This is a genomic window from Microcoleus sp. Pol14D4, assembly GCF_036701245.1.
GTDB lineage: Bacteria > Cyanobacteriota > Cyanobacteriia > Cyanobacteriales > Microcoleaceae > Microcoleus.
In genome coordinates this window covers 21,214-46,194 of the sequence record NZ_JAUBQM010000037.1, presented here as the reverse complement: position 1 = coordinate 46,194, position 24,981 = coordinate 21,214, and the positions used below count along the sequence as shown (strand labels likewise).

Sequence of the window (24,981 nt, the reverse complement as noted above, 5' to 3'; positions counted from 1 at the left end):
AATTTTTAATTATTATTTAAGCTCCCATGCTCGAATACTGCTTCAAGCCCTGTCGCCAAAGCCAGCGATTCCACACAAAAAACACCGCACTCCAACCCAGCATCACCAACAAACTGCGGCCTACATCTACGGGCAATCCGATCAAGATTGAAGCGGGAAAATGAATCAAATAAGGAAAAGGCGTCCACAAAACTACTTCGCGCACGGGCGCAGGAAACACTTCTAGCGGCGCGGTAATTCCCGATAAAAACAGGTAAATTAAAGACCAGAATTGCTCGATCGCACTTGCCCTCTCCAGCCAAAAAGCAAACAGCGCAAAAGTATACTGTATCAGAAACCGCAAACAAAAAGTCAAGACGATAACCAACAAAAATAGCAAAAACCTGCCCAAACTCGGCAGCCAAAAAGACTGCGGGTAAATTGTAAAAAATAGCAGCACTAATCCGAATACAAAGGGCAGCCTTGCAAACCTTTCGGAAACGTGAGATACGAAGTGGTGCCATACGGGATCGAGAGGCTGCAACAATCTATTAGATAGCTTGCCTTGCACTACTTCCTTTTCAAACTCCCAAATTACCCAAACTACATTTACTTGCCTGACAATGAAAGTGGCTAAAAAATAACGGGCAAATTCGAGGGAATTCAGCCCAAATTGACCAGTCTTGGCCGCCTGCATCCAAACACCCATCAAGATAAATGGCAAAGCTCCCGACAGGGCCCACAAAAACAATTCTGCCCGGTATTCGAGCATATAAGCGTAGTAGGTAAATAATAAAGTTTTAGCAATTTTGATTAATTTTGTCATATCAATTTTAGATTTAATTTTTCGGTGTTAGCAACGGGCAAGATGCCCGTTGCACAAAACATTGAAACTCTCGCGGAACAGATATCTTGCCTTTTATGGAGAATGAACCAGCCAAAAATATTACACTTTTCCCGTGCGGAAAACGCGACCGATTACCTCTTCAATTGGCGGGTCAGTAACAGTCAAATCTATCACTTCCAACTCCGCCAAAATCTTCGCCACGCTCACCGTCAGCTCTTCCCTTTTCACTAAAAAACGCACCGATTGTCCCTCAATAGATTCTACCTCCCCGTAAGCAAAAGCACTATCTTTTGCCAGCGGCTTAGCTAATTTTACCTGAACTTCCCGATAAGGTGCAAACCTGTCGAGCAATCCGTCTAAACTACCATCATAAACTAATTGCCCTTCATGGATTAACAAAACGCGCTTGCACAAAGCAGTAATGTCCGCCATGTAATGGCTCGTCAACAGCACCGTTGCTTGATAGCGCTCGTTATATTCTCGCAGAAATTGCCTGACGCTAAACTGTGCGTTTATATCCAAACCTAAAGTCGGTTCATCTAAAAATAATACTTCCGGCTGGTGCAGCAGCGCCGCCATTAATTCAGCTTTCATTCGTTCGCCTAAAGAAAGCTTTCGTACCGCCTGATTTAACTTGCCTTCTAGTGACAGCATCTCTGTCAATTCTCCGACTCGCCGCCGATAATCTGTATCGGGAATGCCGTAGACAGCGGCATTGATTCGCAGAGAGTCAAGCACAGGTAAATCCCAAATTAACTGCTGTTTCTGCCCCATGACTAAGGTGATTCTTTGCAGAAAATCTGCTTCGCGACGGAAAGGAGTACGATCGCACACACTCACCGTACCCGCAGACGGATAAATCAAACCCGTCAGCATTTTCAGCGTAGTAGTTTTGCCCGCACCGTTAGCACCGAGAAACCCCACCACTTCCCCCGGTTCAATACTGAAAGAGACGCCCTCAACTGCTTTGATATTGCGATAAGTGCGACTAAAAAAGTGTCGCACTGTTCCTTTAAGCCCCGGTTCTTTAATCGCTACCGGATAAACTTTGCTCAAGTCTTCAACTAAGATAATTGGCATCGGCTCAAATTTTAACTTTTATTTTAATCTAGGGTATTTCCATCAGGCTTGTGCCAAGATGGAGCGATCGATATCTCTAGTAGGGTTCGCCAACTATTGCTCGATCGCGAGTGAGAAAGTAACGGTGTTCGGGCGCACCCTACTAAACGGTAGAATATTGCACAATATCCATGCTGACATCGCACAAAGTTTACAAATATGGTACTCACACCAGATAATTCAGACATCTCTCGTTTGTTAGGAGACAATTCTTCTGAAAATATTACACTTGCACCAGGACAACTTGCTAGTTTTTCTGGGGGACTTTGGATGCTGGGCGGGAATGATACTGTCACGGGATCGTCAGATGCAGAACGGATTTTTGGCAACGATGGTAAAGACAGCCTGTTAGGCGGTGTCGGCAGTGATTCTATTTACGGTGGCAAAGATGACGACGATGTGTTAGGAGAAACTGGCGAGGATTTGTTGACAGGAGATAGAAATAGCGATTTCCTTAATGGGGGTGCGGGAAATGATTTGCTGCGCGGAGGACAAGGTGTTGATTTGTTAGTGGGCGGTGACGGTAATGATACTTTAATTGGCGACAGAGAGGTGGATATTTACCAAGGTGGTGCAGGTAGCGATGTATTTGTTTTGAGAGTCGATCAAGCGGGAAGCAGAGTAGTTGGAATTGAAGTTGCTGACGCGGTAATTGTGGATTTTGATAAGTCTAGCGATTCGATTGGAATTAGTGTGGAATTTACCAGCAGCAATATCTCCTTGGAAGAGGTAAGTTATAGCTTGAACGATCCGAGACTGCTGCTAATCGATCCTGCAACTATAACGGGGGGAACGAGTTTGTTAGCCAAGGGTGGCATCTCGCGGCAAAGTCTCGATCCCGATGGCAACGGCCGTGTGGAAGCTACTAATATTAGATTCGGTTTTACTAATGCTTTGTTGGGTACTGTTTTGAATGTGACCCCAGCCGATTTAAACGGTCGTTTGATTAATGCTAATGCTTTGCTTTAATTCGTTGCTTATATATTTTTAGTAGGGTGCGCTAGGCGCACCTTACCCATTACGCATTATCTAACTCACCGTCAAAACTGCTCGATAGCGCACTTGATTGTCCCGGACCTTCTGCATTGCTTCATTCGCTTGTGCGATCGCAAAAACTTCGACAATCGGCTCAATCCCAAACTTGTCTGCAATTGACAGCATTTCATTAATCATAGCGCGACCGCCGATCGGCGAAGCCATAATTCGGCGCCGCTTTGTCAGCAACGGAAACAAGGGAATGCTCAACGGTGCGTCCGGAACCCCCACAAAAGCAAGCGCACCGTCAGAATCGAGAAAATCAATGTATGGAACCCAATCTAAAGCAGCAGGAACAGTGCTCAACAAAATATCTAATTTGCTGCTGGGCGCTTGAGGAATTTCGCCTTTTCCTACTACAATAGCTTCGTCCGCCCCCATTTTCTGTGCAAATTCTGCCTTATCTTGGGAAGTAGTAAAAACTGTAACGCGGTTGCCTAATTTTTTCGCAAATTGCACCGCCATGTGTCCCAAACCGCCGATGCCGAGAATGCCAATTTCTTGCCCCGAACTCATCCCCGCATTCCGCAAACCGGCGTAAACCGTAATTCCGCCGCACAACAGCGGCCCCGCTATTTTGGAATCGATGCCTTTGGGAATAGGAAAAGCAAAGCGGGAATCTACCATCAAATAATCGGCAAAACCGCCCGGGCCTGTAACAATTAATCCCTGGTTTTCATCGCAGAGATTTTCGTTACCGCGCAAGCAGTCGCGGCACTGCAAACAAGACGACCTTTGCCAGCCCACACCAACGCGATCGCCCACTTTTAAATGAGTCACTTGCGGCCCTATTTCTGCCACTTCTCCGATAACTTCGTGGCCGGGAACGAGAGGATATTTTGATTGACCCCAATCGTTGTCAATCATGTGCAAGTCGGAGTGACAGATGCCGCAAGTTAACACTTTAATCAAACATTCATGTACTTTGGGAGGTTCCACATCGAATTTGTATTCTTCAAGCAATCCCCCTGTTTTTTTAGCTGCTAGTGCTTTGATTTGCATGGTGGTGTTTCCTGGTTTGTTTGCCATTATAGTGTTCGGGCCGGGTTTAACACTCTCTTTCTTTAGTTGTATATATTCAAGGGAATCTGCCACTAGGACTCAGGCGCGTTACTAATAATTTGTCTGGTGCGCCCTGGGTACCTTACCAATTACCAATTATCCATTACCAATTAGTCTCACAACTTGCCCTTTTCCATTGCCCACTGCATCAAACCTGGGAACAAGCGATAAGCTTCCGATGCCAAAAAAGCAGGACCGACGGTAACTTCTGCACGCTGATTTTTCACCGCATCCCAGATAGCTTTAGCAATATCTTCTGGCTGAGTAGCCCACTCAGATTTCAGCATTTTGCTCATTTGCTGGCGGCGCGATTCGACTGCGGGTTCGTCTCGATCGCGAAATTGAGCTCTTTCTAAAAAATCGCTGTTAATCAAACCCGGATGCACGGCGCAAACGTGAATACCTTGAGGCGCTAATTCCAATCGCAAAGTTTCTGTTAAACCGGTTACTGCATATTTGCTGGCACAATAAGCAGTCATTTGAGGCAAAGGCATTTTGCCACCAATGGAACCAACATTGACTATTGTGCCAGTTTTTCGTTGCAGAAAATGTGGCAACATTTCTTGAATTGTGTTGACGCAGCCCCAAAAATTGGTATTCATTAATTGCTGCCAGTCTTCGGAGGTAGTGTGCTCGATCGCCCCCGTGAGACAAATGCCAGCATTGTTAACTAAAACATCGATGTTGCCGCAGGCATCTAGGGCTTTTTGGACGATCGCGCGCACTTGATGAATGTCGCCAACATCCCCCGGAATAGCTACAGCGGAAGTGCCTTCTCGCTGCACTTGAGCCGCTGCTGCTGCCAATCTCTCTGGCTGGCGAGCTACCATCACGACATCGTAACCTTTACTTGCAAATAAAATTGCTGTTGCTTTGCCGCTTCCTTGAGAAGCGCCTGTAATCAAAACTGTAGGAGCCATAGATAATTATAAATTGTAAGTGGGTAATTTGTTTTTTACGATATTGAAACTATAACAGAGGTTAGGTAATTTTAGGTGCGATCTATATTAATAATTATTGAGCATAAAAATTATTTGTGCTTCAGGAATGGGCTTTTTTTAACGAACCGCGAAGGCGCGAAGGAAGAGAGAAGAGGAGAAGAAGAGAATAGAAATTATTCATAATTTGTGCGAAAATTGCTTTGTAAATTTTCCCAATGCCCAATGCCCAATGCCCAATGCCCAATGCCTAAATAATGAATCTTCCGAAACAAACGCCTAATTGGTCGATCGCCCTAGTGTTAATTATCGGCGTTTTAGCCGTCTCAACTTCCTCAATCTTAATTCGGCTGGCTAACTTAAAAGCAGGCGCGGGCGGTTTGGGTTTCAGTCTGGTACTAGCGGCTTCTCGTCTGACTTTATCTGCTGTAATTCTGCTTCCTGCTTGGCGGAAAATTCAGTGGAACGCTTTGCAACCGGGAGCTCGGCGCTATGCTGCTGCTGCGGGTTTGTGTCTCGCCCTGCACTTTGCGCTGTGGATTACCTCACTTTCTTATACTTCGATCGCCGCCTCGACTGCCCTCGTCACCACTAATCCTGTGTGGGTAGCGCTGTTGTCGCGCTTCTGGTTCGGGGAAAAACTCAGCAAAATGTCGATCGCTGGCATTACTGTAGCCCTGACTGGGGGAATGGCGATCGCCCTCGGAAGCACGGGCGCAGCCCATGCTGGCAGCAGCCAACTGCTTGGCGATTTCCTGGCTCTGGCTGGTTCTTGGGCTGTCAGCTTGTATTTGCTGCTGGGCCGGGAAGCTCAGCGGCGGGGACTGGGAATTGGTGGCTATATCGCGATCGCCTATACTGTTGCTGCGATCGTCCTGCTGCCTCTCCCCTTCGCCTTTGGCACTACTTATACTAACTACCCCGACATTGTATATTTTTATATTTTGTTAACGGCCGCTTTGCCTCAGTTAGTCGGCCACACCATTTTGAACTGGGCCGTAGTGCAGATTTCTCCAACTCTGGTAACTCTTGCTATCTTGTTTGAACCGGTTGGGGCGAGTTGGTTGGGTTATTTGCTGTTTGGGGAAGTGCCCGCGCCGGCGGTACTCGCAGGTGCTGCGGTGCTGCTGTTGGGGGTAGCAACCGCTACCGTCGGAGCAAAAAAAATCACTGTCAACAGTTAAGAGTTAACATTTTTCAACATTGCCACTACCGTTGCCGTGAGTCAGAATAAAACAGATTAGGGCTTAAAAACAAAAATAACTCGTCGCTTAAATATTGGTTCCAAACTATCAAATTTCAGACTAATCACTAATGACTAATGGACTAATGATACTCGGCTGCCTTTAGGAGAATAAAATTATGTTGCCAGAACAACTACAGCGCATCATCGGCTACTTTATCGAAGAAGCCACAGAACAGATCCAAATTATCGAACAAGGCTTGCAAGATCTGCAAAATACCGTGCCAGCTCCCCAAAGAATACACCAGCTCATCCGAGCCTCGCACTCGATTAAGGGGGGAGCAGCTATGCTCGGATTTAGCAGCATTCAGCGAATTTCTCATAGGTTGGAGGATTATTTAAAACTGCTCAGAGAATGTCCGATCGCCATTGATAGCAGGCTACAATCGCTCTTAACCGAAGTTTTTGATATTTTAGCAGCCCTCGTGTCAAAGGTTTCTAAGGGTTTTGGGCTCAACCACGAAGACGCAAACCAAATGCTCTCCCTCGCCGAACCGATTTTTGACGAACTCGACGCTTACCTGAGATTGCGAATTCCCACTCGCCTGACTGTGAGAGCTACTACGGACGAACACATTCACGTTTTCTCCGGTTACTGCACCTCTTTGAGCGAATTTTCCTCGGCTATTGCTTCGCGCGTCGGTTTGCTCGGAGGCACTATTACCCGCCACGATCGGGATAGCCAGGGCATACGCCTTTGTATTGACATTTATCTGCCGCCTTACACCAGGATCGAAAACATCCGCCAAGCTGTCGAACTCTCCGGCGCTATTATCGGAAATGTTCAGACGCAGCGAGACTTTTCGCTGCTGGCGACTGCGGATTATCCGGTTTACCAAAGTGCGATCGAACCTCCCGCAATTTGCATCGGATGCCGCTATTATTACGGCAGAAGCGACGGTGGCTACCTGCTCAATTGCACGATCCATCCCCGCGGCCCGGAAACAGAAGATTGTCGCGATCGCGAACCGGAATAACCGCTGAAAACTCAGCCCTCGGAAGCACGATTTGCCACCCGAAAAACTTTCTTCTGAAACCAATATTTTCCCTGAAACATTTCACATTACCCCCCTGCCAAATTCTTTTTGAGTTCCTAGATAATTAGATCTTTGTCTTTTAGATAACTAAATCCTTCTTCCTTGTGAAACCTCCCCTAACCACTGATACCCCAACTCGAATTAATTGCATCATGCTTGCAGGATGAGCGATCGCCCAGACATTGATTGTCAGACAAGTGATTGCCATAACTAGCAAGATGTATGTCGGAGGCATGACTACCCCGATCGCGAACCAGGTGAAAACGTGAAATATCATTGCTGTAGCCCAAAGGCTGGCGACAACCACAGACGCCCAAATTTTGATTCGAGGTCGGTTTAGTCCTATCAAAATCGCTGTTTGCAAAGTAGTCAGCAAGTTTGCCGGAACTAAAAAGGCACAGATAGCTATGCAGTAGGTATGAGAAAATTGAGTAACTGTATTGAAGTCGATCATCAGTCTAATTGTCGGGCCTGTTGGGTATACTTAAAGAGCTTAGCGTGACTTGACTTTCAGATCTTGTCACCATTACCTTAACTTAATATTTCAGTAACTAGGCCGCTCTGGAGACGCATTTCTCTCCCCCTTTTCCAGCAGGCAAAATTTTACCACAAATATTAAACTTTGGGGAAATTATTAAACATACTTGAAGAATGGCAACAATTGCTATGATAATTAACATCGGGAAGCGATAGTATAGAAGAGCCAAGTCGGTAAAATTTCTAGAAGGCTGAGGCTGGTATAACAGCAACAAATACAGCAGGCTGGTTTTCGACTAAATCATTTTTGATTCGCTGAGTATCGGATGATTGATTCTCACCGTCCATTAAGGGATCGAGCCGTTATGCGATCGAACAATATGAGATTATTATGGAAAAGCCAATTTGCTCTCAAATTTCAAATCAATAGAACTCTCTCCAAATTTTACAGCGGAAGACAAAGCAAATGGATCAACAAATCACAATTCCCGCACTCGAAGAAGTTGACTTGACAAACTGCGACAGAGAACCCATTCATATATCGGGGCACATTCAGCCACACGGGGTGCTACTTGTGGTACAAGAACCTGAACTAGAAATACTGCAAGTCAGCGAAAATACGCAAGATTTGTTGGGAATTGATGCAGAAAGTGCGATCGGTAAAAATTTGAGCGTATTATTCAATCGAGTTCAACTAAAAAAACTCAATCTTTGTTTGCGTAATGAAAACTTAAAAACCGTTAATCCCATTAAACTCTCTGTCACAAACAAAGGTCAATATTTAGAATTTGATTGCATCCTCCACCGAGTAGAAGAAGTATTGATTGTCGAGTTGGAATTAGCCACAAACCCAGAAAATATTTCTGTTTTTAGTTTTTATCATTCAGTGAGAGCCACTGTCAGTAAAATTCAAAGCGCCCCAAATCTCAAGGAATTATCTCAAATAACTGTAGAAGAAGTCAGAAAAATATCTGGTTTTGATCGAGTTATGCTCTATCAATTTGACTGCGAAGGCAACGGCGCTGTGATCGCTGAAGCTAAAGCAGAAAACCTAAGTCCTTTCTTGGGATTAAACTACCCCAGCTCAGATATTCCCAAACAAGCCCGACAACTGTATACGTTAAATTGGCTGAGGTTGATACCCGATGTTAATTATCAACCCGTCCCCCTTGTTTCAGGAAACAATGCTCTTACCACCCAGTCTCAAAACCTCAGTTTCAGCGTGTTGAGAAGCGTTTCTCCCATTCACATAGAATACCTGCAAAATATGGGCGTTGCAGCTTCGATGTCAATCTCATTAATCAAAGACAAAAAACTGTGGGGATTGATTGCTTGCCACAACTATACACCAAGACACCTCAACTATGAATTGCGCGCAGCTTGCGAATTTATCGGGCAAGTAATGTCCTTAGAACTCCAATCAAAAGAAGGAAACGAAGACTACGACTACAAATTACACTTGAAATCGATTCAGACCAAGATTTTTGAAGACATATCCACGTCCGAAAACTTGTCACAAGTGTTAGTTAAATGTCAGCATAATTTGCTAGAAGCAGTCAACGCCCAGGGAGCCGCAATAGTATTTGGGGACAATTGCTATCGAGTCGGGCAAACACCTCAAGGAGAATCCCTCAAATACTTAACTCAGTGGGTACAAAAGAATTTAAATAAAGAAATTTTTTATACAGACTCGCTGACCAAATGCTATCCTGAAGCTGAGGAATTTAAAGACACGGCTAGCGGGTGTTTGGCTATAGCAATATCGCCGACGCAGAAAATATACATTTTGTGGTTTCGCCCCGAAGTAATTAAGACAGTAAATTGGGCGGGCAACCCTAACAAACCAGTTGAAACCGATGAAGATGGCAACCCTCGACTGTCTCCTCGGAAATCTTTCGAGCTGTGGAAAGAAAATGTGAGGTACAAATCGTTGCCTTGGAAACAATGCGAAATAGACGCTGCATTGGAACTGAAAAAAGCAATGATTAATATAGTGCTGCGCCAAGTTGACAAACTCGAAAAATTAAATACAGCACTAGAAGCATCAGTCGCCCGAGAACGCGAAAAAACTGCTAATTTAAAAACAGCAATGTCTGAGCTTAAGCGGGCGCAAACTCAATTGGTGCAAAGCGAAAGAATGTCAAGTTTGGGACAGTTGGTGGCGGCGGTAGCTTATGAAGTCACCAACCCGATTAACTTTATCTACGGAAATCTTAGTTATGCCAACGAATACAGTCACAAAATGCTGAATTTATTGCAGCTTTACGAGCAGCACTATCCTTCACCTTCGCCAGAAATTCAAGCCCAAATAGAAGCAGTAGAATTAGAGTTTATAGTTGAAGACTTGCCCAAGTTGCTGGGTTCAATGAAAGTAGGAGCTAACCGCATCCGCGAGATAGTTCAGTCGCTGCGAAATTTCTCTAGAATTGACGAAGCAGAGATTAAACCAGTTGACATTCACGACGGATTAGACAGCGCTTTGCTGATTTTGAGCAACCGACTCAAACCGAAGCCCGATCGCCCAGCAATTCATCTCATCAAAAAATATGGATCTCTGCCTTTGGTTGAGTGTTACGCAGTTCAAATCAACCAAGTATTTATGAATGTACTGGCAAATGCAATTGATGCTCTCGAAGAGGCTTTTGTCAACAATAATTTATCGCCGCAGGGCGGCGGCGAAGAGCCGGTTAAGTACGGACAAATTCGGATTGTGACTGAACTTTGTCCCGGAGAAAAAGCCGTAGCAGTTCGGATCGAGGACAACGGTTGGGGCATGGAAGAAAAAGTTCGCCAGAAAATTTTTGAGCCGTTTTTTACCACAAAACCGGTGGGCAAAGGTGCGGGGATAGGTTTGGCGATTAGCCATGAAATTGTCGTAGAACAACACGGCGGCAAATTGACTTGCATTTCTGCCCCCGGAGAGGGAACTGAGTTAATTATTGAGATTCCCTTGAGCCAAACTCATCCCACACCCATTGTCAAGTGAAAAAAAATCCGCGCTAGCGAAGCTATCCCGAAATTAGGAAATCGACCCAATTCACAAATCGAAAATTCGATTAAAATACAAAAGCAGCTAAGTAGATTTGAGCCAATTCAGAGGAAGCTAGTATGACTGAAAAAAAAACCGCCCAATGGGATGCCGGCCGGTTTCTCAAAACCTTGGCTTATTTCGGCGTCATTCCCTTCATTGGCAGCATTAGCTGGCTGCAACAACTCTTTGGAAGCAGCAGCAACAGTAAAAAAGACCAACCTAAACTGATACTGGTAGCCGGTGCCACCGGCGGCGTCGGGAAGCGAGTTGTCAAGCGGCTGCAACAGCGCGGATATAAAGTACGCTGCCTCGTCAGAGATGCTAAAAGAGCAACAGAAATTCTCGACAATAATCTCGAATTAGTCGAAGGAGATATTACTCTGCCAGAGACGCTTACACCGTTAGTAACCGAGGGCGTGGAAGCAGTTATCTGCTGTACCGGCACTAAAGTTCAACCTATAGAAGGAGACACCCCAACCAGGGAAAAATACTATCAAGGCATCAAATTTTATATGCCGGAAGTTGTCGATGTTCCCGAAATTGTCGAATACAAAGGCATCAATAATTTAGTGCAAGCTGTTCGCCGCCAGCTAATTCAAGCAGGCGAAAAAACAATTTTTGACTTCACAAAACCCAGCCAAGATTTAAAAGAAACTTGGGGAACCCTCGACGACATCGTGATGGGTGGCACCAGCGAAAGTTCGATTCGGCTGACAGACAATACTGCTATATTCACAGGCAATGTTTCTACCGCCAACTCGGGTGGCTTTGCTTCGGTGCGTACCCGCAACTTCGATCCTCCGCTTAATCTCGCAGGATTTAGCGGCCTCTACCTGCGCGTCAAAGGGGACGGTAAGCGCTACAAATTAATTGTTCGCAGCGAATCTAAATGGGATGGAATTGGCTATTGCTATTCCTTTGATACTGTTTACAATATCTGGATTACTGTCACCATTCCCTTTGATGAGTTAATTCCAGTATTTCGCGCCAAAACTGTCAAAGATGGCTCCAAATTTGATGCCAGCAGTATTTTTTCTTTTCAGTTAATGTTGAGCAAATTTGAGTATGATGGCGCGCTCAACCCGAAATTTACACCGGGTATTTTTCAAATCGAGCTAGAATCTATTAAAGCTTATGGGGGACAGACTTTGCCGCGATTTGTGATGGTGAGTTCGGCAGGAGTTACCCGCCCCGGTCGCCCGGGAATTAACTTGGAAGAAGAACCGCCTGCTGTCAGGATGAATGATATGTTGGGGGGGATTTTGACTTGGAAGTTGAAAGGGGAAGATTGCGTGCGATCGAGCGGCATACCTTATACTGTTGTCAGACCCTGTGCTTTGACTGAAGAACCGGGAGGCAAAGCTTTAATCTTCGAGCAAGGAGACAATATTAGGGGCAAAGTTAGTCGGGAAGATATTGCAGAATTGTGTGTGCAGGCTTTGGAACAACCGCAAGCTTGCAACGTTACTTTTGAGGTGAAAGAGGGGGAAAATGGCAGTTCTCCCGGAGACTGGCAGGCTTTGTTTTCTGGAGTTAAATAACAATTTTTTCTAGGGGCTGATTAGTTTCTTACCCTTATTAGTCGGGGGTTTAAACCGCTTCTTGTCAAACGAAGTCTGCCTCCGCAGACAAGCGAGATAACTGGTTCCCAGGCTTGACCTGGGAACCAGTAATAACCAATAACTAATAACTAATAACTAACAACCAATAACTAATAACTAATAACTAATTTATGTCTGTGACTTTTTCCCGACGCTCCTTGACGCCTTATTTGTTTTTGCTTCCCGCTTTATTTATTTTGAGTTTGACTGTTTTGTGGCCGGCGGTGCAAGCTTTTTATTTGAGTTTTACTAATTACGAATATGATTTAACTCAAATGCCGCAGTGGGTGGGTTTGAAGAATTTTAACAGGTTGTGGGGCGATCGCACATTTTGGCAAACTTTGACGAATACGCTGCTGTATCTCACCTGCGTTGTGCCTGTATTGGTTGTTGTGCCGTTGGGAATGGCGATTTTGTGCAACCAAAAACTTAAGGGGATGAACTGGTTTCGAGCCGCATACTACACGCCGGCGGTGATTTCCATGGTTGTCGCCGGGATTGCTTGGAAGTGGCTGTTTGCTGAGACTGGACTGCTGAATCAGTTGGGGGAATTGTTGGGTTTGCCTCCTGTTTCTTGGCTGGCTAATCCGAAGTTAGCAATCTTTAGCGTCATGGCGGTTACTATCTGGAAAGGATTGGGCTATTACATGGTGATTTATTTGGCAGGGCTGCAAGCTATTCCGGCAGAACTTTATGAGGCGGCTGCTATTGATGGTTCTGATGGTTTGGGAAAGCACTGGGATATTACTGTGCCGCTGATGAAGCCGTATCTAGTTTTGGTAGCGGTAATTTCGGCGATTTCTGCTACTAAGGTTTTTGAAGAAGTTTATATTATGACTCAGGGCGGGCCCCGCAATAGTTCTAAGACGGTTGTTTATTATCTTTACGAACGGGCTTTTAAGGACTTGGAAATTGGCTATGCTTGCACGATCGGGCTGGTTTTGTTTTTGTTGATTTTAGGTTTGTCGATTTTGCAAGTTAGTCTTCAGGGTTTGGCTCGCAATGATTAAGATGTATTACTGATTAGGGCTGGCGCAATTCGGGCATCATAAACTCGGTTTCTCGTTCTCACTCCTGTTGCTCCCAGGACTTTATTACCTTCAGAAACCGGGTTTATTGCTCTAATTTCTACTAATTTTAGGCTGGAATCTCGAAGTAATGCGATCGCTCACGGCTTTGGGCAGGTCTTATTGATGAAATCACAGCTATAAATATAGGGTTTCTGCCAGTTCAGAGGAATTTGTAATAAATCCCTGGTTCCGGTCATTCCCTGTCCAAGAAAGAGCAGCACAGCGATCGAGTTCAAGATCACGTGGATAGTGCGCCAGCGATTTGAACGGTCTTTGTAAATGTCTTGAATGATCGCAAGGGAGAAAACCATAATTAGCGCAGCGGTGATGCCAATGTAGTAGTGAGACCAATACCATTCATTGGTTAGCCGATAAACGCCATCTTGAGTGCCAAGAATCACCAGACCAGTACCTGTTAGGGTGGCAAATATGCCGCGCCATAAAGCGGGTGTAGCTCGATATAGCATGACCAAAGAGCCGATCGTAGCAACAAACATCAGAATGATGAAAATGACCTGAAACGAGTTTTTGCTCCAAACATCCTTGCTCAAAATATGCTCAAAAATCGGGTAGGCTAGACCCAACAGCGTTACTCCTACCACAGAACCTGACAGAATTCGACCTGCTTTGACGTGTTCTGGACCGACTACAGGTGGAATTTTGCTCTTGGTGTCGATCGCAATTTGCTTCCGACGCTGCATAGTTTGCCACGCCATATTGAGAACAACGCCAAGCATAGGAAAAACAATCGCTACAGCTAAAATAGGATGCAGCAAAACCAGAAAATCTTTAAATTCCATACAGCACCTTTTTCTTGAAGAGGGTTGGCTTCATCAACCCGGTTTTTGCGATACATAATATCATATCCGGCGATCTAACCACCGTAATTTTGTAGTCAGGACTAATAGTAATTGTTCATCGGTCAAGAGAAAACTGAAGTCCTGACTACAAACACGCTTTATGAATGGTAACTCACCGAATATGTTGATTGATAAGAAGATATAGCAGTCGTCAATTGGGTGAGGTACAGCTTTCTCAATTACGCAATTACAATTACCCTGTTCTCAGGGAAATGAAAACTGCTGGCGTTAATATCAGTGGTGGTTAGTGGCGACTAATTGCCTGCATCACTTTGAGCTTAGCGCAACAGTTCTTTGTTATTCAGAATAGCAGGCCAATTTTTGTTTGCTGAAGCAATGTGACCAGGGATATCCCCCATCCACTGTGCTTGTACTTTCTTGTCGTAGTTGAGATAAAGCTTCCCATTAACGATTTTCCAGGCGTCAGGCTGGGTGACAACAAGATTTCCTTCACTGGTAGCCTGGGCGCAATATCCACCGTATTGAGGAGCATACTTTTCAGGATTTTGAGCAAACATATCACGGTTTGCTGCACTAGCAAACATCCAAGTTGTTCCACCCCAATTATGTTTAAATTGGCTAACTCCCATAACTAATTTGCTTTGGGTAAAATAGGCTACGACATCCTGACCATCAAGAGCCACACCTTTTTCGGTGTAGAACTGAGGATGAAGGGTTGTTGTGCTGCTTTTACCAGCGCAAGGATTGGCTTTACCAGCGCAAGGATTGGCTTTACCAGCACAAGGATTTTCTTTACCAGCGCAAGGATTGGCTTTACCAGCACAAGGATTGGCTTTACCCGCGCAAGGATTGGCTTTACCCGCGCAAGGATTGGCTTTACCAGCACAAGGATTGGCTTTACCCGCGCAAGGATTGGATTGTGCAACCTTGGATGAAACGGTTGTATAGTTTGAGTTTGTTGAAGCCTTGAAGTTGGCGTAGCTAACATTAGCTGTTGCCAAACCAAGAATGGTCGCAATGGCGATCGTGGTAATGTATTTTACTTTCATGTGTCTAATTTCCAGATAAATTGTTAGTAATTCCACGCCAGATGTTTGCTTGAGAGTTCTTGCTCTCTGGCAATTATGCTGGCTTTGTGTTTCCCTCAAGACTTGAGGTTATTTGCATTAACGCTCAAGAAAATGAGTGCTAGATGAGGAAGAGATGGATGGGAGATAAAACTCTGAATACTTTATACGCCAATTTCTTCAGCAAAAATTCATCTGGAAATTAGGAACGCATCATCTAGTTACCCCGAATGTCTTATAGAGTGGAGATTAACCCTGACTATCCTTTACAGGACTTATACACTCTTGGCTTAGAAAGCGGGTTTCTTCATAGATACCTCGTTGCTAAACCCAAGATTCCTGATGAGAAAGTTAGTAGTGCAGTAATTTAACCGCGAGTTGAGAAATTATGACAGGAAAAGACTGGTTAGTGACTGATGATGGACAGTGCAATATTTTTGAGGCTACAAGTCAAATTGAAGATTTGACCCATCCCTATCGACTTTACCGCTTTTTAACTGACTTGGAAGATGTATTAGACCAAATTAGTGATGATTATTTACGACTCCAGGCAATTTGTCCCCTTGTCCGCAGGTTGTTAGATAGTTCTTCCTGGTTTCAAATTGCTCTCCTTGAGCCTGACTCTGAGACAGGCTGGGCAGTACAAACACTTTATGATGAACCATTTTTTCCTCTGACGGTGCAGTTGGTGGCTTGGGCTCCGGGTGCAGTTTCTCCGATTCACAATCATGCCAGTTGGGGATTGGTGGCGCTACTTGATGGACAGGAGAAAAATACTTTTTGGCAGCGATCGCCAACTCGCAATTTTCCCGATAAAATCACAACAGTAGGCGATATTTTGCTTGCTCCTGGTGACGTTTTGTGCTTAATGCCAGATGCGATTCATCATGTGGAAGCACTGGGAGATAAACCAACCATTAGTTTTAATCTTTATGGTGTAACAGATTACGATCGACGGTTTGAGTTTAACCAGATTAAAGGCACTGCGGAAAACTTTTAATATAGCAGTCCGATCGAAGCAAATATCAACAAATCTCAAATATAACGGGCGATTTTAGCGGCTGCACCAACTTTCGTCGGTTCTACAGAATACTAATTTTATTTAGTTGAATTTTGACTCGTTTTAATGCTTAATTATTATCACTTCCTGACGATAAAATGAATCTAATTCGCCAAGTCATAGCCGCTATCAACCCTCTCACGGGCAAGCGAATTTCCACCTCTTCTCTTCAGTTTCGCCTGACGCTGGAATTGCTGGTACTCTCGATTTTAGGACTTAGCAGTGTGGCATTTTGGGCCGGCTGGCAAAGGTCGCAAAATTTAGTGGGAGCCCATAAACAAACCCTGGAATACATTGGAATACGCTTTCCCGAACAGGTTGAGCTTTATAGTGAAATGGGTTCACTAGAAATTGGCTTAACCCGAAGCGTCCATAAAGCTTCCACAGGAGGAATAATGGTGTGGGTGAAGCGAAATGATGGGATGCTTTTGGTGAATTCACCTGATATGGATCTGCAATCTTCTAAGATTACGAAGATGATCTCGTTGACGGAAGTACCTGCTGAGCCGACTTTTGTTCAGATGGGCGATCGCTATTTGGTGATCTGTAGCAGAACTCTGAGGATTAAAAATGAGTTACTGGGTACGGTATATTTCTCTCAAGATATCACTGATGAGCAACGTCAATTAAATGATGGAATTCGGAGTCTAATTGTTGTCAGTATTGTGGTAATCTTAGTGTTAATGTTGGCGATCGCCAGTCGCATTCGTCATGCTCTCCATCCTTTGGAACATATGAGTCAGGTAGCTAGCACTTTGTCTGCTGATAATTTGCAGGCGGCCAAACTCCAACTGCATCAGGCTCCTGATGAGATTTTAGGACTAGCACAAACCTTTAATGAGATGTTGTTTCGCTTATCGGGTTCCTGGGAGCAACAACGCCAATTTGTCGGTAATGTTTCCCACGAATTACGCACTCCTCTAACGGTTGTAGTTGGTTATTTACAAAGTTTGCTGCGTCGCAGCACTAACTTAAGTGACTATCAGCAACAAGCACTGGAAACAGCGGTTGGGGAAACTGAACGCACGATTCGGATGTTAGAAGATTTGCTCGATTTGGCACGGGCTGATAGTGGCAACTTGCACTTTCGTTTGAATCCGGTGATCCTGAATACTCTGGTGGCTGAGGTGGCCGAAATGAGTCAAAAAGTTAGCAATCGGAAAATTATTTTCGTGTCAACTGATGAGGATGTTGTAGCCTGTGCGGATCAGGATCGTTTACAACAAGTGTTAATTAACTTAGTCGATAATGCAATCAAGTATTCTGCTCCCGAACAACCAGTTGAGTTAGTCTTAGAAAAGAGGGAACAGCAGGTGATGATTCATGTGGGCGATCGCGGAATTGGTATTTCTCTCCCCCATCAAAACCGGATTTTTGAACGATTTTACCGGGTGGATGAGTCAATGACGCGCTCTAGAGACGGTACAGGGTTGGGATTGGCGATCGCCAAAAGCCTGATCGAAGGCATGGAAGGACGTATTACGCTCCGATCTAAACCGGGAGAAGGTAGTATTTTTACTATCACCTTACCTGTCTGGAATCCGCAGCTATGAGCGATCGCATTCTCCTTGTTGAAGATGACCCTAAACTGGCAAAGTTCATCGAATCTGAACTTAGTCTTGAAGGATATCACGTCACTGTCGCCCCCAATGGATTGGATGGATTAACGATGGCTCGTGATGCTCAACCGGATTTATTAATTTTAGATTGGATGCTTCCCGGCATCTCTGGATTAGACATCTGTTTAAGGTTGCGATCGACTGGTGTTCAAGTACCAATAATTATGTTAACAGCAAAAGATGAAGTACCCGATCGCGTGACGGGATTAAATGCTGGAGCCGATGATTATGTTACTAAGCCTTTCAGTATGGAAGAACTCCTCGCGAGAGTCAAAGCCCGTCTGCGCCGAACTCAAGCAAATGACCCGGAAAACTTACAATTTGAAGACCTAATTTTGAACGGTTTAACCCGTGAAGTATATCGAGGCAGTCAACTAATTGAACTCACTGCCAAAGAGTTTGATTTGTTAGAATTTATGCTGCTAAATTCCCGTCAAGTCATTACCCGCGACCGAATTTTAGAAAAAGTCTGGGGTTACGATTTTATGGGCGAGTCAAACATTATTGAAGTGTATATTCGTGCGTTACGGATTAAGTTAGAAGCAAGTAACTCAAAACGCCTGCTGCATACGGTTCGGGGAGTTGGATATGTGTTGCGAGAGCAAAAGTGAGGAGGGGCGGATTTACAAATACTTGGCAGATTAAGTATGGATACTGGTGAACCAGCTCCTATTATACTACCTATTTTTTTGTACCAAATAGACCTATAAATCCGGTCGTTCCTGATAATCTTCCGCAGAACTCGGGTCTAATTCCCACCGACTTTCATCTCGATGTTCAAGCATATTGGTTGTGTGCAAAATAGCCCCATCGGCCATCTCTATGCCCGCAGCGGCTCCGAGTTCGTCAACCATATCCATGTCGGGAGTAGGCGCAGTTCCGCCCACCGATTGCTCGCCAGTGGCACTTTCTTGTTCCGCAGCAGGATCGCCATCCTCGCCGCCGATTTGGGAACTGGTGGCAGAGTATTCCGAACTGCTGTCCTGCAGGGTTGTTATGTCGTCTTGGCTCAATCCCGGTTGATCGTCGATGACGCCGGTACCGTAAGATTCGGTAATTTCTTGAGGCAATTCGCCCAAATTATCGCGTTCAGTTGTTTTTTTTTCGTTGCCCTTTTTTTGCTGTGCCACGATACTTGCTCCTGTTTATTTTTGAACTCAATTAAATTTAAAATGTCCGAATTGGGCTTTAACTGAATTGTTTTTAGTAATTGCCGATGGCTATAATTAAGTGGTATCCTAATTGCTATTTAAGCTTTTAGCTTCTATCCCAGGAAATATATTGATTCGGCTCAGCTATTTCATTGGGAATACAAAAAGCGATCGCCCGTTTGAAAAGGGCGATCGCTTTTTAATAGGGAGGCTAATTCTATTCGGGGAAGTCAGGAATTACCCATTTGGGGGGTTCCATCCGTTTCCTTCTCACTGCTTCCTCTGCTATTTCTAGCATTTTATCCAGAGAAGTATTTTCAATAAAGTTGGACGTTGCTTCTGCGTATTCCCGCTTCGGGCACTTGTCGCCCAGAACGCAGCCATTGACGCAGGCTACAGCACAATCGACAGTGTTCTCCACCATAACTTTTTTCCTTTCACGGTTCCAACAACTAATAGGCAGGTACTCTGGGTGAATTTGTCAAGAGACTGCTCTATATCTTTATTTTACTTCACAAATTGTCATCAAAGGTCGATCGCCAGGGCAAAACTGTTATAAAATCAAAGCAACCTACCTAATCTGCCGATCGTGAGTAATTTTCTGCGGCGCTTAAAACTTTTACCTTGGCGAGAAATGCTGCAAATTGCCGCCCTCGTCAACTCAATCGTGATTGGACTAGAGCTATTTTTAGCCTGGGGTTTCACGCAATCGCGGGCAATCCGCAACGGGTTGACGCTTCTCTACGGTTCCTCCCTCGGGATATTGATACCTTTTGCAGCAGCAGTGGGAATGGGAGCTTTAGCAGTGTACTTTTTAGAGTATTGGCAACAACAATTTTTGCTCAACCGAATTAGTTTGTGGGTTTTAGTTTTGTGCCTGCTCTTGGGTTTGGTTTTAAAATCATTCCTACCCATACCTGCTTCTTTAGCAAGTTTATCAGAAACTGCACTAATAGGAATTACGGTGGGAGTTTTTTGGAAGGGCCGACCTTATTGGCGATAGTCATGCCATTTTAGATTTTAGATTTTATATTTTAGATTGGCTATGACTGACGAAGCTCGTGGTTTTGAGCTTGTCTACAGTTGTATTCTTTTTTGAAAATAGTATCATCAGTCAGCGGTTATTGGTTATTAGTCTATATGTAGGGTGCGCAATGCGCACCTTACCGCTTAAATCAATAAATTTCCTCTTCCTTCTCCCTTCTTTCTTATTCCTGACATCCGTTAAATCTGTTACAGAATCCGTTGCCGAACTTCCTTATTCTTATGGCAGCCAAAAATCTGGAATAAATGTTTTAGTCAAACTGCGAGTAAACTGATTAATCTTTCTCCCGATTTGAATGTGCGGTTCGTCAGCTTCCACAGGAATAATTGCCGCTTTCTTTCCGATTCCGAAACGCGAAATTACCAAATTTGCCGCCTCCAAACCAGTAACATAAGCCTTTTCTTGCGACCAAGAACCGTGGCGGGTCACAACCCAATCGCCGCTCATCAATACATTATCATAACTTGTTACCGCAGGCAACAAATACTGATAGCTGCCAGGGGCAAAATGCGTCACTGCCCGCGACAGCCGAATCGCGCTGCTGTCAATTACTTTTGCCTCCCGAAAAGCCGGAATGCAAGTCGCTAAATCCCGCTGAACTAGGGAAACAATTTCCTCATCTTTCAGGGGAATTAATTGATTTGCGTGATAAAAGTCAGCTTCGACAACGGTTCCCGGTTCGGCTCGAAATTCGTCGTGCAAAGCATTCAAATCAAAAAACGTCCAACCTGTAGTTGAACTAAATCCAAAACAGGCATTAGAAGGCAGGGGAATGTCAATTTTTCGGTCAAACCACAGGCGAACAGCTAACACGTCAACGGCACCCAAATTCATCGCATCCCGAAACTCTGGGCGACTTTGCAAAGCTGGGCTGCTGCTGATAATTTTTTGCATTCCCGTGACGCCAACTGCAAAAATAACTGCATCTGCATCGAAGGTTTCTTCGCCGCAAACAACGCCTTTTGCTCGGTTGTTGCTGTCAACTATTAAGTCAGTAACTCGCTGCTGCGTCAATACTTTTGCGCCTAGTTTTTCCAAGCGTTCGACCCAGGGACGAAAGATTTTTTCTCCGACTGTTCCGCGACACCAAACTACATCAAAATCCGGTTGGTGGGCTAATATGAAATAATAGAGCATTCCCAAAGCGGCGGCAGCAGAACACTGTTCTCCTGGTGCAAATAAACCTACTAATAACATCGGTTCAAAAGCATCGCGGTACAGCCTTGCAGAAACACCAAACTGTTTGAACAATTCGCGGGCTGTGACGCGATCGTACCTGCGCCAAGCTTCGTCGGAATTGTCGAAATCTAGGACGGCGTAGAGTAAGGGTAAGGCTGAAAGCCGATCGACTAATGGCAGCCTTTTAAATCGCGTGTAAAGAAAGGTTCCTAACGGTGTGGGAAGCCGCGGTTCGTCCTGAAAAATCGGCGATTCTACTTCCAATCCGGCGGGTGAATACTGACAAGAACGAGTCCAAGGCGTGAAGGGATCGAGGCCTAACTCCTTGACTAAGGAAAAGATATTTTTGTAGGGATACCAGAAGCCATGAATACCTGCTTCTACGGAACGGCCGCCGGCGGTTTTCCACCCCGCAACTAACCCACCCGGATAAGGGCCTGCTTCTAGCAGGGTGACATCATAGCCTTGCTGGGCTAGGTGATAGGTAGCGCCTAAACCTGCCCATCCTGCACCGACGATGACTATTTTTGGGGTTGACGATTCTGCTGACATTGCGTACCTCTTGATAATTTATTAATGATGACATAATTCATAAAATCCGGATTTGATATAAAATGTGTTGGATTATGTGCTAAATTTCGCTTGAGTGAATAATGAGTGTCAAAAACCGCCAGCAAACTAACCTGTTGCTGCTCTTATTTCCCGCTACGGCATGGCTGATGGTTTTCTTCATTTTGCCCGTGTTAATTGTACTGTTGTACAGTTTTTTAGAACGCGGTACTTACGGGGGCGTTACTTGGATATTTACTCTCAGCAACTACCAGCGTTTGTTCAGCGGACTGTTCTTAGGAGTAATTGGGCGATCGCTCTGGCTGGCTTTTTTGACAACGGCCGCTTGCTTGTTAGTTGGCTATCCCCTAGCATTTTTCATCGCCACCCGTTCTCCTCGCTGGCGAAATGCTTTGCTTTTGCTGGTAATTATTCCATTTTGGACTAATTTTTTAGTCAGAACCTACGCCTGGATTATACTCTTGCGGAGCGAAGGAGTAGTTAATACAGCCCTGCAAAGCCTGCAAATTATTAGCGAACCGTTAAACTTGCTTTTTACGCCTTTCGCTGTGGCGATAGGTCTTATTTACGGCTATTTACCTTTCATGGTTCTGCCTTTATATTCTAGCATAGAACGCTTCAACTTTTCATTAGTAGAAGCTGCTCAAGATTTAGGTGCCAATGATATTCGCACTTTATGGCGCGTATTTCTGCCATTAACAAGTCGCGGTATTGTTGCAGGATCTATTTTAGTTTTTGTTCCGGCAGTCGGCGCTTTCATCACACCGGATATATTGGGAGGTTCTAAAACAGTTATGGTGGGAAATTTGATTCAAAATCAGTTTATGAAAGCCCGCGACTGGCCTTTTGGATCGGCGCTTTCTATGCTGTTGACGGTAATCATATTGATTCCTGTGTTAATTTACTTCCGCGTGTCTGACGAACCTCAATAAGGTAAGGTGTAGATTAATCGGTGCACTCTGCATTTAGGTTAAAATGTGCTAATTATTAATGACTGATGACTAAAACAAAACTAGAATTGCTCGTGCGGGCGATCGGCAAAAAGTGGCTTTGGGTACAAGCTGCACTAGCATTTGCCTTTCTTTACTTGCCAATTCTCATCTTAATTATTTACTCCTTTAATGCCTCCCGATTCAATGCCGTTTGGCGGGGCTTTACTCTCGATTGGTACCGCAGTTTGTTTAGCAATGCAGGCGCGACTATTGCTACAAGTAGCAGCGCCGGAATCTTGACAGCCCTCAACAACAGCTTGCTAATTGCAGCTATTTCGACTGTGTTAGCCACAATTTTTGGTACAATGATCGCGCTAGCACTCGAACGCTTTTATTTCCCAGGACGCAAAGCAGTAGAGGCTTTACTGTTTTTGCCGATTATCATGCCCGAAATTACGATCGGCATTTCGCTGCTAGTTTTCTTTACCCTAGTATTTCGGATCCTAGAAAATCTCACGGGAATTCGCCTCAATCTCGGCTTACCTACCGTAATTATCGGTCATGTTGTCTTTAATATTTCCTTTGTGACTATTACTATCAGGGCACGTTTAGCAGAACTCGATCCGATATTAGAACAAGCAGCTTTTGACTTAGGCGCTAACGAATGGCGGACTTTTTGGCGCATCACCCTCCCTCTGATTTGGCCCGCTATTTTCAGTGCGGCACTGTTGGCTTTTACTCTGTCTCTGGACGATTTTGTCGTCACCTTCTTTACCACCGGCGTCGGTTCGGTGACGCTGCCGCTATTTGTTTACGGCATGATAAAGTTTGCAGTAACGCCAGCGATTAATGCTATTTCAACTTTGATGTTGTTCGCTTCCTTATTCCTGGTTTTATCATCGTTAAAAGTTCAGAAAACTTAAAAATTTTTCTTTTTGTGTCATAATCATTGTCATCTGCAACTAACACAACCTATGAAACGCCTGCTGACTTTCCTAATTTTGTTTGTGATGAGTGCAACGGTGGCTTTTGGCTGTAGCCCCACAGGTGCCAACCAGCAGCAAGTCCTCAGCATTTACAACTATGCCAGTTATATCGCCCCAGAAGCGATCGCCCAATTCGAGAAAGAGAACAATGTGAAAATTCAATACGACACATTTGAGAACAGCGACGCACTCTACGCCAAACTCAAACAGGGAAACCCCGGTTACGACTTAATATTTCCCGCCGATTACATGGTGAAAATCATGATCGCAGAAAATATAATTGAACCGCTGAATTTAAATAATATTCCCAATCAAAAAAACCTAGAACCTAAATTTGTCAATCAAAATTTTGATCCGGGGAACAAATATTCCCTGCCCTACCTGTGGGGAACAATGGGAATTGGCTACAACGTCAAAACAACCAAGGGCGATATCAACAGTTGGGCGGCGATGTTCGACCCTAAATATACCGGAAAAGTCGCGTGGCAAGACGATGCAAGATACACATTTGCAGGAGTTTTAATGTATTTAGGATTTGACCCCAATACAACCAATCCCGAAGAAATTAACAAAGCCCGCGATTTGCTGATTAAAAATAAAAATATCATTGCTGCTTTTGTCCCGGATACTGGTCAAAATCTGCTCGATCAAGGAGAAGTAAATCTGACAATGGAATGGAGTGGCGATGTTTTCCAAGTTATGAAAGAAAATCCCAATCTCCGCTACGCTATTCCCAAAGAAGGAACAATTATCTTCTCTGACAACATGGCAATTCCCAAAGGTGCGCCCCATAAAGAGTTAGCGGAAAAATTTATTAACTTTATTTTGCAGCCAGAAGTAGGCGCCCAAATTTCCAATTTTACCCACTTCGGATCGCCCAACAAGGCAGCAATCGATCGAGGTTTAATCGACGCGAAAGATTTGAAAAATCCTCAAATTTACCCGCCGACTGAAGTCTTTGGCAAAATGAAATTATTGGAGGATGTCGGGAAAGCAACTGCATTGTACGATCGAGCTTGGACGGAAGTTAAAGCGGGGGCTGGAAAGTAGATATATAACCTTTCTCAGTAACATGAGGTACTATCTCGCATAAGGCATAGGGCATACCTCAG

At 44.6% G+C, this 24,981-nt stretch carries 23 protein-coding genes; 13 read left to right on the top strand and 10 right to left on the bottom strand.

Annotation, left to right across the window (positions count from 1 at the left end; genetic code table 11):
- Positions 1 to 16: 16 nt before the first annotated feature.
- Both QUA33_RS15130 and QUA33_RS15125 read right to left on the bottom strand, forming a co-directional pair.
- On the bottom strand, positions 17 to 805 hold the full coding sequence (locus tag QUA33_RS15130; RefSeq protein WP_333149272.1) for an ABC-2 family transporter protein: 789 nt from the start codon (positions 803 to 805) through the stop codon (positions 17 to 19).
- Positions 806 to 925: 120 nt separating this feature from the next.
- The gene (locus QUA33_RS15125) at positions 926 to 1,906 is read right to left on the bottom strand and encodes an ATP-binding cassette domain-containing protein (protein WP_333149271.1); all 981 of its coding nucleotides are present in this window, start codon (positions 1,904 to 1,906) and stop codon (positions 926 to 928) included.
- A 198-nt stretch (positions 1,907 to 2,104) separates the two neighbouring features.
- Here QUA33_RS15125 and QUA33_RS15120 point away from each other — a divergent pair, with 198 nt between their 5' ends.
- Positions 2,105 to 2,914 (top strand): calcium-binding protein, encoded by an 810-nt coding sequence (locus QUA33_RS15120; RefSeq protein WP_333149270.1) that lies wholly within the window; start codon positions 2,105 to 2,107, stop codon positions 2,912 to 2,914.
- 60 nt (positions 2,915 to 2,974) lie between these two features.
- Here QUA33_RS15120 and QUA33_RS15115 read toward each other — a convergent pair whose 3' ends face one another.
- Entirely contained in the window at positions 2,975 to 4,009 is a 1,035-nt protein-coding gene (locus QUA33_RS15115) for an NAD(P)-dependent alcohol dehydrogenase (protein WP_333149269.1), read from the bottom strand.
- A 149-nt stretch (positions 4,010 to 4,158) separates the two neighbouring features.
- Entirely contained in the window at positions 4,159 to 4,962 is an 804-nt protein-coding gene (locus QUA33_RS15110) for an SDR family oxidoreductase (protein ID WP_333149268.1), read from the bottom strand.
- 275 nt (positions 4,963 to 5,237) lie between these two features.
- On the opposite strand from QUA33_RS15110, the gene QUA33_RS15105 reads away from it, so the two are divergent.
- The gene (locus QUA33_RS15105; protein WP_333149267.1) at positions 5,238 to 6,164 is read left to right on the top strand and encodes a DMT family transporter; all 927 of its coding nucleotides are present in this window, start codon (positions 5,238 to 5,240) and stop codon (positions 6,162 to 6,164) included.
- A gap of 178 nt (positions 6,165 to 6,342) precedes the next feature.
- A complete protein-coding gene (locus tag QUA33_RS15100) occupies positions 6,343 to 7,200 on the top strand; it encodes an Hpt domain-containing protein (RefSeq protein WP_333149266.1) in 858 nt (285 codons plus the stop codon).
- A gap of 139 nt (positions 7,201 to 7,339) precedes the next feature.
- Here QUA33_RS15100 and QUA33_RS15095 read toward each other — a convergent pair whose 3' ends face one another.
- Positions 7,340 to 7,714, bottom strand: coding sequence for a hypothetical protein (locus QUA33_RS15095; protein WP_333149265.1), 375 nt, complete (start codon positions 7,712 to 7,714; stop codon positions 7,340 to 7,342).
- Between the two features lie 489 nt (positions 7,715 to 8,203).
- Here QUA33_RS15095 and QUA33_RS15090 point away from each other — a divergent pair, with 489 nt between their 5' ends.
- From QUA33_RS15090 to QUA33_RS15080, 3 genes are all read left to right on the top strand, one after another.
- A complete protein-coding gene (locus QUA33_RS15090; RefSeq protein ID WP_333149264.1) occupies positions 8,204 to 10,723 on the top strand; it encodes an ATP-binding protein in 2,520 nt (839 codons plus the stop codon).
- 122 nt (positions 10,724 to 10,845) lie between these two features.
- Positions 10,846 to 12,309: a CIA30 family protein gene (locus tag QUA33_RS15085; RefSeq protein WP_333149263.1), complete on the top strand. Its 1,464-nt coding sequence runs from the start codon at positions 10,846 to 10,848 to the stop codon at positions 12,307 to 12,309.
- A 191-nt stretch (positions 12,310 to 12,500) separates the two neighbouring features.
- On the top strand, positions 12,501 to 13,379 hold the full coding sequence (locus QUA33_RS15080) for a sugar ABC transporter permease (RefSeq protein ID WP_333149262.1): 879 nt from the start codon (positions 12,501 to 12,503) through the stop codon (positions 13,377 to 13,379).
- 158 nt (positions 13,380 to 13,537) lie between these two features.
- Here QUA33_RS15080 and QUA33_RS15075 read toward each other — a convergent pair whose 3' ends face one another.
- The gene (locus tag QUA33_RS15075; protein WP_333149261.1) at positions 13,538 to 14,239 is read right to left on the bottom strand and encodes a DUF4079 domain-containing protein; all 702 of its coding nucleotides are present in this window, start codon (positions 14,237 to 14,239) and stop codon (positions 13,538 to 13,540) included.
- A gap of 338 nt (positions 14,240 to 14,577) precedes the next feature.
- Entirely contained in the window at positions 14,578 to 15,345 is a 768-nt protein-coding gene (locus QUA33_RS15070; protein WP_333149260.1) for a YHS domain-containing (seleno)protein, read from the bottom strand.
- A gap of 370 nt (positions 15,346 to 15,715) precedes the next feature.
- Between QUA33_RS15070 and QUA33_RS15065 the strand changes: the two genes are divergently transcribed.
- The 3 genes from QUA33_RS15065 to QUA33_RS15055 all read left to right on the top strand — a co-directional run bounded on the left by QUA33_RS15065 (position 15,716) and on the right by QUA33_RS15055 (position 18,617).
- The gene (locus QUA33_RS15065) at positions 15,716 to 16,327 is read left to right on the top strand and encodes a cupin (RefSeq protein ID WP_333149259.1); all 612 of its coding nucleotides are present in this window, start codon (positions 15,716 to 15,718) and stop codon (positions 16,325 to 16,327) included.
- Positions 16,328 to 16,485: 158 nt separating this feature from the next.
- Positions 16,486 to 17,940, top strand: a complete 1,455-nt coding sequence (locus QUA33_RS15060; protein ID WP_333149258.1) for a HAMP domain-containing sensor histidine kinase — start codon at positions 16,486 to 16,488, stop codon at positions 17,938 to 17,940.
- Positions 17,937 to 18,617, top strand: a complete 681-nt coding sequence (locus QUA33_RS15055; protein WP_333149257.1) for a response regulator transcription factor — start codon at positions 17,937 to 17,939, stop codon at positions 18,615 to 18,617. Before QUA33_RS15060 ends, QUA33_RS15055 begins: the two co-directional genes overlap by 4 nt.
- Positions 18,618 to 18,710: 93 nt before the next feature.
- Here the strand turns inward: QUA33_RS15055 and QUA33_RS15050 are convergent, their stop codons facing one another.
- Complete coding sequence (locus QUA33_RS15050) at positions 18,711 to 19,136, bottom strand: DUF6335 family protein (protein WP_333149256.1); 426 nt, start codon at positions 19,134 to 19,136, stop codon at positions 18,711 to 18,713.
- Positions 19,137 to 19,374: 238 nt separating this feature from the next.
- Positions 19,375 to 19,581 carry a hypothetical protein gene (locus QUA33_RS15045; protein ID WP_190734170.1) on the bottom strand — a complete coding sequence of 69 codons (207 nt, stop codon included), beginning with the start codon at positions 19,579 to 19,581 and terminating at the stop codon, positions 19,375 to 19,377.
- A 165-nt stretch (positions 19,582 to 19,746) separates the two neighbouring features.
- Here QUA33_RS15045 and QUA33_RS15040 point away from each other — a divergent pair, with 165 nt between their 5' ends.
- Entirely contained in the window at positions 19,747 to 20,160 is a 414-nt protein-coding gene (locus QUA33_RS15040) for a peptide chain release factor 1 (protein ID WP_333149255.1), read from the top strand.
- 261 nt (positions 20,161 to 20,421) lie between these two features.
- Here QUA33_RS15040 and QUA33_RS15035 read toward each other — a convergent pair whose 3' ends face one another.
- Entirely contained in the window at positions 20,422 to 21,933 is a 1,512-nt protein-coding gene (locus tag QUA33_RS15035) for an FAD-dependent oxidoreductase (RefSeq protein ID WP_333149254.1), read from the bottom strand.
- A 101-nt stretch (positions 21,934 to 22,034) separates the two neighbouring features.
- Between QUA33_RS15035 and QUA33_RS15030 the strand changes: the two genes are divergently transcribed.
- From QUA33_RS15030 to QUA33_RS15020, 3 genes are all read left to right on the top strand, one after another.
- A complete protein-coding gene (locus QUA33_RS15030; RefSeq protein WP_333149253.1) occupies positions 22,035 to 22,883 on the top strand; it encodes an ABC transporter permease in 849 nt (282 codons plus the stop codon).
- Positions 22,884 to 22,948: 65 nt separating this feature from the next.
- Positions 22,949 to 23,806 carry an ABC transporter permease gene (locus QUA33_RS15025; RefSeq protein WP_333149252.1) on the top strand — a complete coding sequence of 286 codons (858 nt, stop codon included), beginning with the start codon at positions 22,949 to 22,951 and terminating at the stop codon, positions 23,804 to 23,806.
- A 51-nt stretch (positions 23,807 to 23,857) separates the two neighbouring features.
- The gene (locus QUA33_RS15020) at positions 23,858 to 24,919 is read left to right on the top strand and encodes a spermidine/putrescine ABC transporter substrate-binding protein (protein WP_333149251.1); all 1,062 of its coding nucleotides are present in this window, start codon (positions 23,858 to 23,860) and stop codon (positions 24,917 to 24,919) included.
- Positions 24,920 to 24,981 lie beyond the last annotated feature (62 nt).